Source organism: Pseudomonas sp. KnCO4, from assembly GCF_045344305.1.
Lineage (GTDB): Bacteria > Pseudomonadota > Gammaproteobacteria > Pseudomonadales > Pseudomonadaceae > Aquipseudomonas > Aquipseudomonas anuradhapurensis.
In genome coordinates, this window is the sequence record NZ_CP174199.1 from 1,806,065 (window position 1) to 1,822,508 (window position 16,444).

General features: G+C 64.9%; 13 protein-coding genes. 8 read left to right on the plus strand and 5 right to left on the minus strand.

Features of this window, described 5'->3' with window-relative positions; genetic code table 11:
• Nucleotides 1-35: 35 nt before the first annotated feature.
• A complete protein-coding gene (locus tag ACJA3S_RS08385) occupies nt 36-551 on the plus strand; it encodes a DUF6586 family protein (protein ID WP_031324481.1) in 516 nt (171 codons plus the stop codon).
• Between the two features lie 50 nt (nt 552-601).
• Entirely contained in the window at nt 602-835 is a 234-nt protein-coding gene (locus ACJA3S_RS08390) for a hypothetical protein (RefSeq protein WP_133970879.1), read from the plus strand.
• 49 nt (nt 836-884) lie between these two features.
• On the opposite strand, the gene sulA is transcribed toward ACJA3S_RS08390, so the two are convergent.
• Nucleotides 885-1,361: an SOS-induced cell division inhibitor SulA gene (sulA, locus tag ACJA3S_RS08395; RefSeq protein ID WP_406821465.1), complete on the minus strand. Its 477-nt coding sequence runs from the start codon at nt 1,359-1,361 to the stop codon at nt 885-887.
• A 13-nt stretch (nt 1,362-1,374) separates the two neighbouring features.
• On the minus strand, nt 1,375-1,983 hold the full coding sequence (gene lexA / locus ACJA3S_RS08400) for a transcriptional repressor LexA (RefSeq protein ID WP_406821466.1): 609 nt from the start codon (nt 1,981-1,983) through the stop codon (nt 1,375-1,377).
• 250 nt (nt 1,984-2,233) lie between these two features.
• Here lexA and ACJA3S_RS08405 point away from each other — a divergent pair, with 250 nt between their 5' ends.
• The 3 genes from ACJA3S_RS08405 to nagZ are packed head-to-tail and all read left to right on the plus strand — an operon-like array spanning nt 2,234 to nt 4,527.
• Nucleotides 2,234-2,941, plus strand: a complete 708-nt coding sequence (locus ACJA3S_RS08405) for a TetR/AcrR family transcriptional regulator (protein WP_406821467.1) — start codon at nt 2,234-2,236, stop codon at nt 2,939-2,941.
• Between the two features lie 40 nt (nt 2,942-2,981).
• Nucleotides 2,982-3,506 (plus strand): L,D-transpeptidase family protein, encoded by a 525-nt coding sequence (locus ACJA3S_RS08410; RefSeq protein WP_406821468.1) that lies wholly within the window; start codon nt 2,982-2,984, stop codon nt 3,504-3,506.
• A 22-nt stretch (nt 3,507-3,528) separates the two neighbouring features.
• The gene (gene nagZ / locus ACJA3S_RS08415; protein WP_406822222.1) at nt 3,529-4,527 is read left to right on the plus strand and encodes a beta-N-acetylhexosaminidase; all 999 of its coding nucleotides are present in this window, start codon (nt 3,529-3,531) and stop codon (nt 4,525-4,527) included.
• 126 nt (nt 4,528-4,653) lie between these two features.
• On the opposite strand, the gene ACJA3S_RS08420 is transcribed toward nagZ, so the two are convergent.
• From ACJA3S_RS08420 to mfd, 3 genes are read right to left on the minus strand one after another with little or no spacing between them, the layout of a single operon-like run.
• Complete coding sequence (locus ACJA3S_RS08420; RefSeq protein WP_406821469.1) at nt 4,654-7,962, minus strand: SNF2-related protein; 3,309 nt, start codon at nt 7,960-7,962, stop codon at nt 4,654-4,656.
• A 4-nt stretch (nt 7,963-7,966) separates the two neighbouring features.
• The gene (locus ACJA3S_RS08425; RefSeq protein WP_406821470.1) at nt 7,967-8,539 is read right to left on the minus strand and encodes a CsiV family protein; all 573 of its coding nucleotides are present in this window, start codon (nt 8,537-8,539) and stop codon (nt 7,967-7,969) included.
• A gap of 9 nt (nt 8,540-8,548) precedes the next feature.
• Complete coding sequence (gene mfd, locus ACJA3S_RS08430; protein WP_406821471.1) at nt 8,549-11,998, minus strand: transcription-repair coupling factor; 3,450 nt, start codon at nt 11,996-11,998, stop codon at nt 8,549-8,551.
• Between the two features lie 166 nt (nt 11,999-12,164).
• On the opposite strand from mfd, the gene ACJA3S_RS08435 reads away from it, so the two are divergent.
• The 3 genes from ACJA3S_RS08435 to sthA all read left to right on the plus strand — a co-directional run bounded on the left by ACJA3S_RS08435 (nt 12,165) and on the right by sthA (nt 16,405).
• On the plus strand, nt 12,165-13,628 hold the full coding sequence (locus tag ACJA3S_RS08435; RefSeq protein ID WP_406821472.1) for a glyceraldehyde-3-phosphate dehydrogenase: 1,464 nt from the start codon (nt 12,165-12,167) through the stop codon (nt 13,626-13,628).
• 180 nt (nt 13,629-13,808) lie between these two features.
• Nucleotides 13,809-14,807: an FAD:protein FMN transferase gene (locus ACJA3S_RS08440; protein ID WP_406821473.1), complete on the plus strand. Its 999-nt coding sequence runs from the start codon at nt 13,809-13,811 to the stop codon at nt 14,805-14,807.
• 203 nt (nt 14,808-15,010) lie between these two features.
• Complete coding sequence (gene sthA / locus ACJA3S_RS08445) at nt 15,011-16,405, plus strand: Si-specific NAD(P)(+) transhydrogenase (RefSeq protein WP_170029103.1); 1,395 nt, start codon at nt 15,011-15,013, stop codon at nt 16,403-16,405.
• Nucleotides 16,406-16,444: the final 39 nt, after the last annotated feature.

Genomic DNA, 16,444 nt, shown 5'->3' on the forward strand with positions numbered 1-16,444 from the left:
CTATCCGCCTTGCAGCCTTATGGGAGGGCACCGAGATGGCCCAGGAACTCTACACCCGCACCAACCAGAAACTGTTCTTCGCCGGCCTCGCCCTGGAGTCCATGGCCAAGGCCGAACAAAGCCAGGCGATGAACGCCCAGGGCCTGGTCCAGGCTGAGCGTGAATCGGCGCTGTTTCACCTGTACGGCGCGCTGCTGGGGCTGTGCCATGAGATTGGTGGCTTCTACCGCTTGCCTGTCGTTGCTACGGTCGAACAAGCGCTGGCCGACGACGCCCTGAACGGCATCGCCATCCCGGAGGTGGCCGAGCTGCTGGAGCTGGCCCGCCAGCGTGAAACCTGGCTGGCACAGATGCTAGGTGCTTATGCCGATTTGTTCCGACCACCGGTCGCGAAGAAAACGCCAAAAACCGACGTTACCCAGCCGCTGATTCAGGCCGTCAATCTCGATGAGCCCGAGCATCCGGCGCTGTCACGTGCAGAACTGGAAAGCTGGCGCAGCAACCTCAAGGGCCTTGTAAGACGTTTCCGTGATGCGTTGAGTGAGTGCTGATAGCCGCTACGGCTGGTACAATACTGGCCTTTCGCGGAGAACTGCCATTTATGTCTACGTCGTTTCTGGAAATTGTCGAGTTGCCTGATGGCCGCATCGAACTGCGTCGCGCCGAGGATGAGGGCTCTCTGGTAACCCTGGATTTTTCGGAAGACGCCAAGGCGTTCCTGCAGGGTCAGCATGTGGAAGTGGCCAAGGCCATGCTCAGTGTGGGCGTGCAAATGGCCGGTCGTCTGATAGACGGCGAACTCGAGCGTGACGAGGGGCCGCGCGTGCTGCACTGACAGGCAGCGCAGCACCCGGTGTCACGCGGTAACAGGCAGAGCCTGAACATCAGCCGAGGCGGATGTTCAGGCTTTGTGCGTTTCCAACGCTGGCGGCACGCAGCAATTGCTGGCGTACCGTGGCATTTACATTGCCGAGCCAGCTGACCACGGTGTGGCTGCGGCCCAGGCGCAGCGCTTCGCAGGCCAGTTGCAGCGGGCTTTGATTGCCGCGAGGGTGCAGCAGCAGGATGCGTTCACGGTTGAGCCCGGCGTCGCGCAGCCAGGCCTGGGTCAGGCTCGATGGCGGAGCGATCAAGGTCAGCCAGCGGGCCTCGTCCTCTTCGCTCAGCTCGCGCAGTACCGGTGCCAGCAGGCTGTGGCAGTGCCCCGGAGCACCGCGCAGCGACAGTTCGCTGAACAGCTCGGGCTGGCTGCTCTTGCGTGCCAGTTCAGTGGTTTTCAGGCCTGGCAAGACTGGCTGGGCGAGGAATGCTTCGAACAATGGCAACTGGGCTTGCTCGGGTGCGTGAATGAACTGCTGCATGACGCCTCCTGGATCAGCGGCGAATGACGCCGACGCTCAAACCCTCGATCACCAGTTCCTGTTCTTTCAGGTCGACTTCGATAGGGGCGAATTCGGGGTTTTCGGCAAGCAACCAGACCTTGCTGCCTTCACGCTTGAAACGCTTGACGGTGACTTCGTCGCCGATACGCGCCACGACGATCTGGCCGTTGCGTGCTTCGCGGCAGGTATGCACCGCCAGCAGGTCGCCATCGAGGATACCGACGTCCTTCATGCTCATGCCGTGCACGCGTAACAGGTAGTCGGCCTGGGGGTGGAAAAAGTCGGGGCTGATATTGCAGGATTGCTCGATGTGCTGTTCGGCAAGGATCGGCGCACCGGCGGCGACCCGGCCGATGATCGGCAGGCCGCTTTCTTCGGCCTTGGCTTCCAGGCCAGGGATGCGAATGCCGCGAGAGGCGCCCGGGGTCATTTCGATCGCGCCCTTGCGGGCGAGGGCCTTGAGGTGTTCCTCGGCGGCGTTGGGCGACTTGAAGCCCAGCTCCTGAGCGATCTCGGCGCGGGTTGGCGGGAAGCCGTTGTCTTCCAGGCAACGCTTGATGAACGCGAGAATTTCGGCTTGGCGTGGCGTCAGTTTCAACATGTTGGGCGCTCTGTCTTTTTGTACAGTGCCTGGGATTATATACAGTACTGGATGCGCTGCAAGCTGCCGGTTGCAAGAAACTGCGAAACGCTGCTGCAGGCCCCGGCGTGCGCCGCTGCTGTTTTGAGGCTTGCAGCGTGAAGCGCGTCGCCTTTTAATGGCGACCGACCGGTCACCGAGCCTTGACAGAAGCAGGGCTGAAACGTATGTTTCAAACACCTGTTTGTCTGGCGGAGTAGTCGGAGTAGTCATGGCCCAATCGGAAACCGTTGAACGCATTCTCGATGCTGCCGAGCAGCTGTTCGCGGAAAGGGGGTTCGCCGAAACCTCGTTGCGGCTGATTACCAGCAAGGCCGGGGTCAACCTGGCGGCGGTCAACTATCACTTCGGCTCCAAGAAGGCCCTGATCCAGGCGGTATTCTCGCGCTTCCTCGGGCCCTTCTGCGCCAGCCTCGAGCGCGAGCTGGAGCGGCGCCAGGCAAAACCGGAGCACAAGCCCAGCCTCGAAGAGCTGCTGGAGATGCTGGTGGAGCAGGCCCTGGCCGTGCAGCCTCGCAGCAACAACGACCTGTCGATCTTCATGCGCCTGCTGGGCCTGGCCTTCAGCCAGAGCCAGGGCCACCTGCGGCGCTACCTGGAAGACATGTACGGCAAGGTGTTCCGCCGCTACATGCTGCTGGTCAACGAGGCCGCGCCGCGTATCCCGCCGCTCGAGCTGTTCTGGCGGGTGCACTTCATGCTGGGTGCCGCAGCCTTCAGCATGTCCGGTATCAAGGCCCTGCGCGCGATCGCCGAAACCGACTTCGGCATCAACACCTCGATCGAGCAGGTAATGCGCCTGATGGTGCCCTTCCTGGCCGCCGGCATGCGTGCCGATAGTGGCGTTACCGACGAGGCCATGGCTGCCGCCCAGCTACGCCCGCGGAGCAAGACCGCCACCGTCACCGCCAAGGCCTGAAGGCTGGGCGGGGCAGGGCGCTTCGGCTAAGCTAGCGCCCATGTCCGACCTCGATCTGCTGCACATTTCCCTTGCCGACCAGTGCCTGTACGGTTTCAGCCGTGGCCAGCTATGCCTGCGCCTGCCGGTTTCCACCGCGCGCAATGGTGCCGGCGAGCGCAACGGCTCGGGCTGCACGCCTTGCGGCTTGCATCAGGTGCGGGCGAAGATCGGCGCAGGCCTGCCGTTGAATGCGGTACTGGCCGGGCGGCGCTGGACCGGCGAGCTGTGGTCGCCGGCGTTGCAGGCGCAGTACCCTGGCCGGGACTGGATCCTCACCCGCATCCTCTGGCTCAGCGGTTGCGAGCGCGGGGTCAATCGCCTTGGTGCGGTCGATACCTTCCGCCGCCATATCTACCTGCACGGCACCCCGGATACGGAACCCATGGGCGTAGCGCTGTCCCATGGCTGCATACGCCTGCGCAACACCGATTTGCTCAGCCTGTTCGAGCGCGTGCCGGCCCATTGCCTGGTGCGCATCGAGCAGGCCGCTTGCCCCCAGTGGGCTTCTCTCAGTCTCCAATGAAGGATTTCCCATGACTGTCAGCCTGCAAGGCTCCTTGATGGTGGATATCGCCGGTAAATGGCTGACCGCCGAAGACCGTCACCTGCTGCGCCAGCCTGAAGTGGCCGGCCTGATCATCTTTGCCCGTAACATCGACAGCCCGCGCCAGGTGCGTGAGCTGTGCGCCTCGATTCGTGCCATCCGCCCCGACCTGATCCTGGCGGTGGACCAGGAAGGCGGCCGTGTGCAGCGCTTGCGCCAGGGTTTCGTGCGCCTGCCAGCCATGCGGGCGCTGGCCGACAACGATAACGCCGAGTACCTGGCCGAACAGTGCGGCTGGCTGATGGCGACCGAGGTGTTGGCGGTTGGCCTGGACCTCAGCTTTGCCCCGGTGCTCGACCTGGATCACCAGCGTAGCGCGGTGGTCGGCAGCCGCGCCTTCGAGGGTGACCCGCTGCGCGCGACGCAACTGGCCGGGGCCTTCATCCGTGGCATGAATGCGGCGGGCATGGCGGCCTGTGGCAAACATTTCCCAGGCCACGGCTGGGCCGAGGCGGATTCGCATGTGGCGATCCCCACCGACGAGCGCAGCCTCGAGCAATTGCGGCAGGCCGACCTGGTACCGTTCACCCGCTTGAGCGGGCAGCTGGCGGCAGTGATGCCGGCGCATGTCATTTACCCGCAGGTCGACAACCAGCCGGCCGGCTTCTCGCGGCGCTGGCTGCAGGACATCCTGCGTGGCGAGCTGGGCTTTGACGGGGTGATCTTCAGCGATGACCTGTCGATGGCCGGTGCGCATGTGGTCGGCGACGCGGCCAGCCGGATCGAGGCGGCCTTGACTGCGGGCTGCGACATGGGGCTGGTGTGCAACGACCGGGCGGCGGCAGAGCTGGCGCTGAGCGCGGCCCAACGGATGAAGGTCAAGCCCTCGCCGCGGATTGCGCGGATGCGCGGGCGTGGCTTTGCGCGCACCGACTATCGCCAGCAGCCGCGGTGGCTGGAGGCGTTGGGGGCGTTGCGGGAGGCGCAGCTGGTCGACTGACCGCGCCGGCCTTTTCGCGGGCGCGCCCGCTCCCACAGGAATATCCGTGCCCTCAAGGGCGGTGCCGTACCTGTGGGAGCGGGCGTGCCCGCGAAGAGGCAGGTACAGGCACTGAAGGAATCTGGGCTATCGCCCGCGCTTCCCGGGCAGCGGCGCAAACAGCGCCTCGATCTCCTCATCCCCCAGCCGCCACTGCCCGGCCTGGCCGCCGTCCAGCAGGCTCGCTGCCAGTGCCGCTTTCTCCTGCTGCAACAGCTGGATCTTCTCTTCCACCGTGCCCCGGGTGATCAGCTTGAACACGAACACCGGCTTGTCCTGGCCAATGCGGTAGGCGCGGTCGGTGGCCTGGTTTTCGCTGGCCGGGTTCCACCAGGGGTCGAAGTGGATCACCGTGTCGGCCGCCGTCAGGTTCAATCCCACGCCACCCGCCTTGAGGCTGATCAGGAACACTTCGCTGTCACCCTGCTGGAATTGCTGCACCGGCGTGCGCCGGTCGCGGGTATCGCCAGTCAGCAGGCTGTAGCGGATCTTGCGCTTGTGCAGCTCCTCCTCGATCAGCGCCAGCATCGAGGTGAACTGTGAAAACAGCAGTACCCGGCGCCCTTCGCTGAGCAGCTCGTCGAGCATTTCCAGGAGCGCGCCCAGCTTGCCCTTGTCAGCCTGGTTGCCTTTGCTCTCCACCCCCTTGACCAGGCGCAGGTCGCAACATACCTGGCGCAGCTTGAGCAGGGCGTCGAGGATGACGATCTGGCTGCGTGCGGCACCATTGCGGGCGATTTCGTCGCGGACCTTCTTGTCCATGGCCACTCGCACCGCCTCGTAGGTGTCACGCTGGGCATCGCTGAGCTCGACCCAGTGCACCATCTCGGTCTTGGCCGGCAGCTCGGTGGCCACCTGCTCCTTGGTACGGCGCAGCAGGAACGGGCGGATGCGCTTGGCCAGGTGGGCCATGCGCTCGCTGTCGCCGTGGCGCTCGATCGGCGTGCGGTAGTCCTGGTTGAAGCGCTTCAGGTCGCCCAGCCAGCCCGGCATGAGGAAGTGGAAGAGCGACCACAGCTCGCCGAGGTTGTTCTCCATCGGCGTGCCGGTCAGGCACAGGCGCTGCCCGGCCTGCAGTTCGCACACGGCCAGGGCGGCCTTGCTGGTGCTGCTCTTGATGTTCTGCGCCTCGTCCAGCACCAGGACGTGCCAGCGCTGGGCGCGCAGGTGTTCGAGGTCGCGGGGAGCCAGGGCATAGGTGGTCAGCACCAGGTCATAGGCGTGCAGGTTGGCGAAATGCTTGCTGCGCCCTGGCCCGTGCAGGGCCAATACCCGCAGGCCGGGGGCGAAGCGTTGCGCTTCGTCGAGCCAGTTCGGTATCAGGCTGGTGGGCATGACGGCCAAGGCCGGTGTTTGCAGGCGGCCGGAGGCCTTTTCCAGCAGCAGGTGTGCCAGCGCCTGCAAGGTCTTGCCCAGCCCCATGTCGTCGCCCAGGATGCCGCCGGTGCCCATTTCCCGCAGCGCCTGCAGCCAGTTCAAGCCCTGTTGCTGGTAAGGGCGCAGGCTGGCTTGCAGGCCGGCCGGTGGTTGCACCTGCAGGTCGCGGGCATCGCGCAGGCGGCGGCCGAGATCGCGCACATGCTCGCCGCCTTCCCAATGCAGTGGCAGCCCTTCGATTTCGTTCAGGCGCGCGGCGTCGGCGCGGTCCAGGCGCAGCGATGGGCCGGTGGCATCTTCGTGCAGGTACAGCTCGCCAAGGGTGCCCATGACCGCCTTGATCCGCCCGTAGGGCAGGGCGACGCGCAAGGCTGGGGCGTCCAGGCGCCCGCGGTTGAGGTCGAGCAGCAGGTGCTCGTCATCGCTGCGCCGGGCCAGTTCACTGGGGCGCAGCAGTTCCGGGTTGCTGCGCAGCAGTTGCAGCACGATCGGCAACAGGCTGTGGCGCTGGCCATCGACCACGATGCCAAGCTCCAGGTCGAACCATTCATGGCCAGGTGCTTCATCAATGCTGGCGTACCAGTCGTCCACCTCCTGCAGGTTGAAGGCGAAGTCGCGGTGGATATCGATGTGCCAACCGGCTTCGCGCAGGCGCGGCAGGCCCTCGCGGGCAAACTGCAGCCAGGCTTCGTCATCGGGCAGCTGGAGCATTTCGCCGGCGCTGTCAGGCAGTGCCTTGCTCTGCCGGGTGGCGGCCTTGAAACCGAGGTCGCGCAGCATCTTGCGCAGTGCCTGCTCGGCCTGGGGTTGGCGGCGGATGCGCTGGCTGGTGTCGCCGACCAGGCGGGTCAGCGGTTTGTCGTCGCTGCCGCTGGCGCGCAGGCCGTCGTAGTCGAAGGCCAGCGCGGCACGGTGTTGCATCTGCCGTTGCATGCGGCCGGTCTTGGGCATGTAGGCGCTGAATTCGAGACTGCCCAGGGTCAGGCACGGGCTGGGCTGCAGGTCGTCAATGAGTTGTTCGTCCAGCGTGGTCGGCGTAGGCAGTTGGTGGTTCAAGGCGTTGAGCTTGTGGCTGAGGGGCACGACAAGATGTTCCGGAACGTCAGGAGCGATGGTCAGTTGCAGGGCAATATGCGGATCGAGGCTGTGCTCGAGCTTGCCCACCACGCTGCCGGTGAAGTCGAAATAGTAAAGTGGCAGCAACGCAATCACGCAGTTCAGCGGCGTTTCACCGTGGTACCAGATGCCCCGATAGTGACCATTGTCCAGCCGTACCCAGCGGAACTCGGCCGCAAGCGTAGGGCCCTCGCGCAGCAGGGGCTTGTTTTCGTCACAGAGCATGCGGCCGGTATGCAGCGCGCGCTGGAACAGCTCGCCGCCTTCCCGGCCTTTGAGCTGGTAGCCGCGGTCCTGGCTGCCGGCCTGATTGAGTGCCGAAAGCAGGCGCAAGATGCGGATATCGTCTTCCTTGACGAAGCGCGGGGGTTCGTAAAGGAAATCGTAGAGTGACTGCACGCGGCTATAGCGCAGCCCCTGGTCTTCGCGTGTGCCTTTGCGTACCCGCAACGCGCAGCCGGGCTCGTCGGTGAGCAGGAGTTGGTAGCAAACCATGCGCCCGCGTTTGTCTTGGGTTTCGGCAGGCTCCTGCGCAGGCTGTTCGAGACCTTTCAGCCAGCGCTGCAGGTTGGCCGGTAGTGCGTCACCGTCACTTCTCGCCGTGGCCTGTTGTTCGCCCAGGACCAACAGCGCGGCGGCGCAATGCTTGCAGTTGTGCCCGACGGGGCAACTGCACTGGCCGCGTACATGGCAGCGGCCAGCCAAGGCGGTGAGGGTGATCTTCTGCCGATAAGTGCTGCCCTCGCTGCCACGACAGCTGGCTTCGATGAGCGCGCCGCTGCAGTATTCGATCTTTACCCGCTCTTCCCGGGCATAACGCTCGCCGCGCTGCAGGACCGGGCCGGTGAACGACTGGGTCCAGTTCGGGTACTCACGCAGCAACTGCAGAGCGTCACGGCTCATTGCATCACTGCTCCATCATCTCCGGGTCCATCACCGGCATCTTCGGCGTGCCCGGTGGCGTCACCTTCAGCAGCAGCGCCAGGTGCCCGCCGTCAAGGAAAGTCAGCTGCCCACCCTTGACGTTGCTGTTGCTCTGCTTGAATTGCTCGCTTTGCAGCACGCTGCCGTTGCCGTCCAGCTGGTTGACCCAGAAGTTGGCCTCGACTGCGATGAAGCGGCCCTCGGTGATGCTCAGGTTGCCTTCGATGGGGTAGTGGCCGAACTGCTCGGCGCCTTCGCCCAGGGCGATGCGGCTGGGTTCGCTGCCAACCCGCTGCTGCCAGGCCTTGTGCATCAGCACGGTGTAGTCGGCGGTGGCTTCCAGGCGGGTGGCTTCGTCTTCCAGCGCCGGGCGGCGCTCGGCGTCCTTTTCCAGGCGCGGGGCGCCGGCGCTCCAGTTTTCCGGGGCAAACGGGCTGGTAAAGGCGGGCACGCTGTTCTGCCGCACCAGGATCATTTCCACCTGATATAGGCCTTCGGCGAAGGCGGCCGGGGCGAACAGCGCCAGCAGCAGGGTCAGGCAACGGATGGCACGCATGGATCTTCCTTAAGCAGGCTGTGGGGTCAGGCGCTCGAACAGCGCCTCCAGGGTATTGAAGCGTTCGTCGGGGCGTTCCATCGGGACCAGGAAGCGGAACTGGGTAGCGCCTTCGAACTTGTAGCGTTTGGGCTGGCCCTGGATCAGCTTGATCAGGGTCAGCGGGTCGACCGGGGTCTCGGCTTCGAACTCGATCTTGCCGCCATTGGGGCCGGCATCGACTTTCTTGATGCCGAGCTTTTCCGCCTGCAGCTTGAGCGAGGTCAGGCGCATCAGGTTCTTGGTCGGCTCGGGCAGCAGGCCGAAGCGGTCGATCATCTCCACCTGCAGGTCCTTGAGGCCTTCTTCGTCGGCGGCCGAGGCGATGCGCTTGTACAGGATCAGCCGTGCGTGCACGTCAGGCAGGTAGTCCTCGGGGATCAGCGCCGGCAGGCGCAGGTTGATCTCCGGGCCGCCGCCCAGCGGTTGCTCCAGGTTGGGCTGGGTGCCCTTGCGAATCGCCTTGACTGCGCGTTCGAGCATTTCCATGTACAGGGTGAAGCCCACCGCCTGGATCTGCCCGCTCTGGCCTTCGCCCAGCAACTCGCCGGCACCGCGGATTTCCAGGTCGTTGGTGGCCAGCACGAAGCCGGCACCAAGGTCCTGGGTGTTGGCGATCGCCTCCAGGCGTTTCTCGGCATCGGCGCTGACCTTCTGCCGGGTTGGCGTCAGCAGGTAGGCGTAGGCCTGGTGGTGGCTACGGCCAACCCGGCCGCGCAGCTGGTGCAACTGGGCCAGGCCGAACTTGTCGGCACGCTCGATGACGATGGTGTTGGCGCTGGGCACGTCGATGCCGGTTTCGATGATGGTCGAGGCCACCAGCACGTTGAAGCGCTTGTGGTAGAAGTCGCTCATCACCTGTTCCAGCTCGCGCTCGCGCATCTGCCCATGGCCGATGCCGATGCGCGCCTCGGGGACCAGTTCGGCCAGGTCGGCGGCGCATTTCTCGATGGTTTTCACATCGTTGTGCAGGTAGTACACCTGGCCGCCGCGCAACAATTCACGCAGCAGCGCCTCCTTCACCGTGCTGTTGTTCTGCTCCATGACGAAGGTGCGCACCGACAGGCGGCGCGCCGGTGGCGTGGCGATGATGGACAGGTCGCGCATGCCCGCCACGGCCATGTTCAGCGTGCGCGGAATCGGCGTGGCGGTGAGGGTGAGGATGTCCACCTCGCTGCGCAGGGCCTTGAGCTGTTCCTTCTGGCGCACACCGAAGCGGTGCTCTTCGTCGATGATGGCCAGGCCCAGGTCCTTGAAGCGCACGTCGTCCTGCAGCAGCTTGTGGGTGCCGATGAGGATGTCGATCTTGCCTTCGGCGAGGTCGGCGGCAGCAGCGGCCACTTCCTTGGCCGACTTGAAGCGGCTCATCACCTCCACGGTCACCGGCCAATCGGCGAAGCGGTCGCGGAAGCTGTTGTAATGCTGCTGGGCGAGCAGGGTGGTGGGCACCAGCACGGCCACCTGGCGGCCACTGTGCACGGCAATGAATGCCGCGCGCATGGCCACTTCGGTCTTGCCGAAGCCGACGTCGCCGCACACCAGGCGGTCCATCGGCTTGGGCGCGAGCATGTCGGCGCGCACGGCTTCGATGGCCGCCTGCTGGTCCGGGGTTTCCTCGAACGGGAAGCCGGCGCTGAAGGTGGCGTAGTCGGCGGCCGGGTCGGCGAACGCATAGCCCTTGCGTGCGGCGCGGCGGGCGTAGATGTCGAGCAGTTCGGCGGCGACATCGCGCACCTGTTCGGCAGCCTTGCGCTTGGCCTTCTGCCAGGCCTCCGAGCCCAGCCGGTGCAGCGGCGCCAGGGCATCGTCGCTGCCGGTGTAGCGGGCGATCAGGTGCAGGTTGGCCACGGGCACGTACAGCTTGGCGCCCTCGGCGTATTCGAGGGTGAGGAATTCGGCGGCCTGGCCTTCGATTTCCAGGGTGGCCAGGCCCAGGTAGCGGCCTACGCCATGGTCGATGTGCACCACCGGTGCGCCTTCACGCAGCTCGGTGAGGTTCTTGATTACCGCGTCGTTGGCGGTTTCGCCACGCTTGTCGCGGCGGCGGCGCTGCATGACCCGCTGGCCGAACAGCGGGCTTTCGGCGATGAGGGCGACGGCCGGGTCGTCCAGCAGCAGGCCATCGTCCAGCGGGGCGATGGTGATCGCCAGGCGCTCGGCGCCGGTGATGAAGTCGGCCCAGCCCTCGACGCCCTGGGGGCGCAGTTTCAGCCGCTCGAGCAGCTCCAGCAGCACTTCGCGGCGGCCCGCCGATTCGGCGGTGAACAGCACCCGGCCAGGGAACTGGTCGAGGAAATTGGCCAGTTCGGCCAGTGGCTGGTTGGCCTTGGCCTCGATCGCCAGGTTGGGCAGTGCGCGCGCCGGGAAGCGTTCGCGGCCGACCCCGGGCTCGAGGTCCTCGCTGCTGACCACCACCCGTGGCCATTGCTTGAGCCGGGCAAAGCAGTCTTCCACCGGCAGGAACAGCTCGGCGGGTGGCAGCAAGGGCCGGCTCAGGTCGCCACGGCGGTCTTCGTAACGCCCGCGCACGTCGTTCCAGAAATGCTCGGCAGCCTGTTCAACGCCCGGCAGCGAGAACACCTGGGTGTCGGCCGGCAGGTAATCGAACAGGGTCGAGGTTTCTTCGAAGAACAGCGGCAGGTAGTACTCGATACCGGCGGGGATGATGCCGCTGGCCAGGTCCTGGAAAATCGCGCTGCGGCGGAAGTCGACATCGAAGCGTTCGCGAAAGCGTGCCTTGAAGCGGGTCACTTCCTCTTTCTGCATCGGGAACTCGCGCGCCGGCAGCAGGCGTACCGAGTCGACCTTGTCGATCGAGCGCTGGGTCTCGGGGTCGAAGGTGCGCAGGGTCTCGATCTCGTCATCGAACAGGTCGATGCGGTAGGGCAGCTTGCTGCCCATCGGGAACAGGTCGATCAGCGCCCCGCGCACAGCGAACTCGCCATGCTCGTAGACGGTATCGACACAGCGATAGCCGCTGGCTTCCAGGCGCGTGCGCATCTGTTCGACGTCGATGGTCTGGCCGACGTCCAGCACCAGGCTGCTGCCCAGCAGGAAGCGGGTTGGTGCCAGGCGGTGCAGGGCGGTGGTGACCGGCACCACGAGGATGCCATGGCTCAGCTCCGGCAAGCGGTACAGGCTGGCGATGCGCTGCGAGATGATGTCCTGGTGCGGTGAGAACAGGTCGTAGGGCAGGGTTTCCCAATCGGGGAACGGCAGCACCGGCAGGTCCGGGGCAAAGAAGCGCAGTTCCTGTTCCAGACGATCGGCTGCCTGGCTGTCGGCAGTCAGCAGCAGGGTGAAGCGGCCCGCGCTGCTGGCGGCCTCGGCGATGGCCAGGCTGAGGGCGGCTCCGGGCAGATTACCCCAGGTTTGTTTGCCGGCCGTGGCCGACATTTGCGGTAGGCGCAGAACTGACACGGGAGATTGCACTCCAAGCGTTGCGGCAAAGAGATCGATTGTACCGGTGACGGTGCCGGCTGTCAGGCTCGAAAGGGCATGAACGCTGGCGCGCGTGCCGCGACAGGCGCTCATTGCCGGTTACGCGTTGGGGCGTCATAATGTAGCCCCTTTTTTCTGTCCCTACATGTGGAAGGTTCCCGTGACTCAGAAGCCCGACCAGTGTCTTGGTGAGTGGATCGATCGTGAAGCCCTGGCTGAAGCGATGATCCCGCTTATCGGTCAGCTCTACCGCAACAACAATGTGGTGAGCTCGATTTATGGCCGTAGCCTGATCAACCGTTCGGTTATCTCGATCCTCAAGGCGCACCGCTTTGCGCGCCATCGTCAAACCGACGAAACCGAACTGTCCGTCCACGAGACATTCCCCCTGCTCAAGGCCATGAGCGAGCTGAAGCTGGGCGCCGCCTCGGTCGACCTCGGCAAGCTGGCCAACAAGTTCAAGCAGGAAGGCAATGGCCGTACTGCCGAGCAGTTCGTCCGTGAGGAACTGGCCGAAGTGGTTGGCCAGCAGAACGCTTCGGCGCGCAAGGGCACCGACGTTGTCCTGTACGGCTTCGGCCGCATCGGCCGCCTGCTGGCGCGCATCCTGATCGAGAAGACCGGTGGCGGCGACGGCCTGCGCCTGCGTGCCATCGTCGTGCGCAAGGGCGCCGAGAACGACCTGGTCAAGCGTGCCAGCCTGCTGCGCCGTGACTCGGTGCACGGCCCGTTCGATGGCACCATCACCATCGACGAAGCCAACAACACCATCACCGCCAACGGCAACCTGATCCAGGTGATCTACGCCAAGAGCCCGAGCGAAGTCGACTACACCCAGTACGGCATCGAAAACGCGCTGATCGTCGACAACACCGGCGTATGGCGTGATGCCGACGGCCTGGGCCAGCACCTGGCCTGCCCGGGCGCTGCCCGCGTGATCCTCACCGCACCTGGCAAGGGCGCGCTGAAGAACATCGTGCACGGCATCAACCACGGTGACATCGCTGCCGATGACAAGATCATCTCGGCCGCTTCCTGCACCACCAACGCCATCGTGCCGGTGCTCAAGGCCATCAACGACCAGTACGGCATCGTCAACGGCCACGTCGAAACCGTTCACTCGTTCACCAACGACCAGAACCTGATCGACAACTTCCACAAGGGCAGCCGCCGTGGCCGTGCCGCGCCGCTGAACATGGTCATCACCGAAACCGGCGCCGCCACGGCTGCCGCCAAGGCGCTGCCAGTGCTCAAGGGCAAGCTGACCGGCAACGCCATTCGCGTACCGACGCCGAACGTTTCGATGGCTATCCTCAATCTGAACCTGGAAAAGCCCACCACGCGCGACGAGATCAACGAGTACCTGCGCCAGACGGCCATGCACTCGGAGCTGCACAAGCAGATCGACTACGTCAGCTCGCAGGAAGTGGTTTCGACCGACTTCGTCGGCTCGCGCCACGCCGGTGTGGTCGACGCTGAAGCGACCATCGCCAACGATAACCGCGTTGTCCTGTACGTCTGGTACGACAACGAATTCGGTTACAGCTGCCAGGTGGTTCGCGTGATGGAAGAGATGGCCGGTGTGAACCCGCCAGCGTTTCCGCGCTGATTCGCTTGTAAGGCAATGAAAAAACGGGAACCTTCGGGTTCCCGTTTTTTTATCCAGATTTTGTGTTGTCTGTACTGGCCTTGTCGCGGATAAATCCGCTCCTACACACAGTGGGGTGCATATCCTGTAGGAGCGGATTTATCCGCGACAAGGCCAGCACAGCCACCGAGAACCCACCCTTTGCGCACAGCCCTCCTGTTCATCCTGATGCTCCTGACCGCCTGTAACCAGGGCCCGACCGTCGAACGCCTGGGTGGCCCGACCATGGGCAGCAGCTACAGCATCCAGTACGTCCGCGAGCCTGGCGGCCCGGCGCCGGCCCAAGTTCAGGCGGCGGTAGAGGCCATCCTCAACGGCATCGATCAGCACTACTCGACCTACCGCGGCGACTCCACCGTCAGCCAGTTCAACTTGCTGCCCGCCAACCAGTGCATGGCCTTGCCGCCCGACATGCTCGAACTGGTCAGCCTGGGCCAGCAACTGGCCGAGCAGAGCGATGGCGCCTTCGACCTCACCGTCGAGCCGTTGCTCGACCTGTGGGGCTTCGGCCCCCAGGCGCGCCACACGCAGGTACCCGACCCGCAGGCCCTGGCGCGGGTGCGCCAGCGGGTCGGCTACCGGCACCTGCACATCCAGGGCCAGGCCTTGTGCAAGGATGCCCCGGTGCAGCTCGACTTCAACAGCATGGCCGCCGGCCATGCCGTCGACCTGATCGCTGCGCGCCTGCAGGCCATGGGTATCGCCAGCTTCGTCGCCGAAGCGACCGGTGAGCTCAAGGCGGTCGGCCGCAAGCCTGACGGCAGCCCCTGGCGCATCGCCCTGGAGCTGCCCCGCGAAGATCGCCAGATCGCCCGGCAGATCATTCCGCTCAATGGCCTTTCAGTATCAACCTCGGGTGACTATCGGCACTATTTCGAGGACAATGGCCGGCGCTATTCGCACACCTTCGATGCCCGCCTCGGGCGCCCGGTGCAGCACGACCTGGCCGCGGTCAGCGTGCTCGATGCCTCGGCACTGCGGGCAGACGGCTATTCGACGCTGCTGTTGATCCTGGGCCCGCAACGCGGTTGGGATTTTGCCGTGGCGCATGGCCTGCCTGCGGTGCTGGTGACTCGGGCCGAGGGTGGCTTCGTCTCCCGAGCGACGCCCGCGTTCGAACGGGCAGTGAAAGGCGAGTGAAAGCACAAGCAGGGATGATCGCCGCCAGGGAATGGGTGACCACATGTAGTGCGGGCAAAATTGGCCTACGACGCGACCAAGGGTTAATGTGCGCGGCGTTCACGCTTGATTAGACTGCACCCGAATTTTCTCATGGCGCCCCGGCGGCATGATCGCGCCCCGCGAGCGACCGTGGCTTGCGGGCCAGTTCTGAAGGAGTACGCATGGCTGTCTACAACTACGACGTAGTGGTGCTGGGTTCCGGCCCGGCCGGGGAAGGCGCGGCAATGAACGCCGCCAAAGCAGGGCGCAAGGTGGCGATGGTCGACAGCCGTCGCCAGGTCGGGGGCAACTGCACCCACCTGGGTACCATCCCGTCCAAGGCACTGCGTCACTCGGTGCGGCAGATCATGCAGTTCAACACCAACCCGATGTTCCGGGCCATCGGCGAGCCGCGCTGGTTCTCGTTCCCCGACGTGCTGAAGAGCGCCGAGAAGGTCATTGCCAAGCAGGTGGCCTCGCGCACCGGCTACTACGCCCGTAACCGTGTCGATGTGTTCGTCGGTACCGGCAGCTTCGCCGACGAGCAGACCATCGAAGTGGTGTGCCCGAACGGCGTGGTGGAAAAGCTCAACGCCAAGCACATCATCATCGCCACCGGCTCGCGCCCCTACCGCCCGGCCGACATCGACTTCAACCACCCGCGGGTCTACGACAGCGACACCATCCTCAGCCTCAGCCACACCCCGCGCAAGCTGATCGTGTACGGCGCCGGCGTGATCGGTTGCGAATACGCCTCGATCTTCAGCGGCCTGGGCGTGCTGGTGGAACTGGTGGACAACCGTGGCCAGTTGTTGAGCTTCCTCGATTCGGAAATTTCCCAGGCGCTGAGCTACCACTTCAGCAACAACAACATCACCGTGCGCCACAACGAAGACTACGAGCGTGTCGAAGGCCTGGACAACGGTGTGATCCTGCACCTGAAGTCGGGCAAGAAGATCAAGGCCGACGCCTTGCTGTGGTGCAACGGCCGTACCGGCAACACCGACAAGCTGGGCCTGGAAAACATCGGCATCAAGGTCAACAGCCGCGGCCAGATCGAGGTCGACGAGAGCTACCGCACCAGCGTGCCGAACATCTACGGCGCCGGTGACGTGATCGGCTGGCCAAGCCTGGCCAGTGCCGCCCACGACCAGGGCCGCTCGGCCGCGGGCAGCATCGTCGACAATGGCAGCTGGCGTTTCGTCAACGACGTGCCGACCGGCATCTACACCATTCCCGAGATCAGCTCGATCGGCAAGAACGAGCAGGAGCTGACCCAGGCCAAGGTGCCGTACGAAGTGGGCAAGGCGTTCTTCAAGAGCATGGCCCGTGCGCAGATCGCCGGCGAGCCGCAAGGCATGCTGAAGATCCTGTTCCATCGCGAAACACTGGAAGTGCTGGGCGTGCACTGCTTCGGCTACCAGGCTTCGGAAATCGTCCACATCGGCCAGGCGGTGATGAACCAGCCGGGCGAGCTGAACAACCTGAAGTACTTCGTCAACACCACGTTCAACTACCCGACCATGGCCGAAGCCTATCGGGTAGCTGCCTACGACGGCCTGAACCGGCTTTTTTGAGCGGCTCCGACCGGTGGCCTGAGCCGGTCGGAGAGACCG

What these genes read in the sequence shown, in the direction of transcription:
- ACJA3S_RS08385 (WP_031324481.1), top strand. Translation starts at nt 36, where the DNA reads ATGGCCCAGGAACTCTACACCCGCACCAACCAGAAACTGTTCTTCGCC.
- ACJA3S_RS08390 (WP_133970879.1), top strand. Translation starts at nt 602, where the DNA reads ATGTCTACGTCGTTTCTGGAAATTGTCGAGTTGCCTGATGGCCGCATC.
- sulA (WP_406821465.1), bottom strand. Translation starts at nt 1,361, where the DNA reads ATGCAGCAGTTCATTCACGCACCCGAGCAAGCCCAGTTGCCATTGTTC.
- lexA (WP_406821466.1), bottom strand. Translation starts at nt 1,983, where the DNA reads ATGTTGAAACTGACGCCACGCCAAGCCGAAATTCTCGCGTTCATCAAG.
- ACJA3S_RS08405 (WP_406821467.1), top strand. Translation starts at nt 2,234, where the DNA reads ATGGCCCAATCGGAAACCGTTGAACGCATTCTCGATGCTGCCGAGCAG.
- ACJA3S_RS08410 (WP_406821468.1), top strand. Translation starts at nt 2,982, where the DNA reads ATGTCCGACCTCGATCTGCTGCACATTTCCCTTGCCGACCAGTGCCTG.
- ACJA3S_RS08420 (WP_406821469.1), bottom strand. Translation starts at nt 7,962, where the DNA reads ATGAGCCGTGACGCTCTGCAGTTGCTGCGTGAGTACCCGAACTGGACC.
- ACJA3S_RS08425 (WP_406821470.1), bottom strand. Translation starts at nt 8,539, where the DNA reads ATGCGTGCCATCCGTTGCCTGACCCTGCTGCTGGCGCTGTTCGCCCCG.
- ACJA3S_RS08435 (WP_406821472.1), top strand. Translation starts at nt 12,165, where the DNA reads ATGTGGAAGGTTCCCGTGACTCAGAAGCCCGACCAGTGTCTTGGTGAG.
- sthA (WP_170029103.1), top strand. Translation starts at nt 15,011, where the DNA reads ATGGCTGTCTACAACTACGACGTAGTGGTGCTGGGTTCCGGCCCGGCC.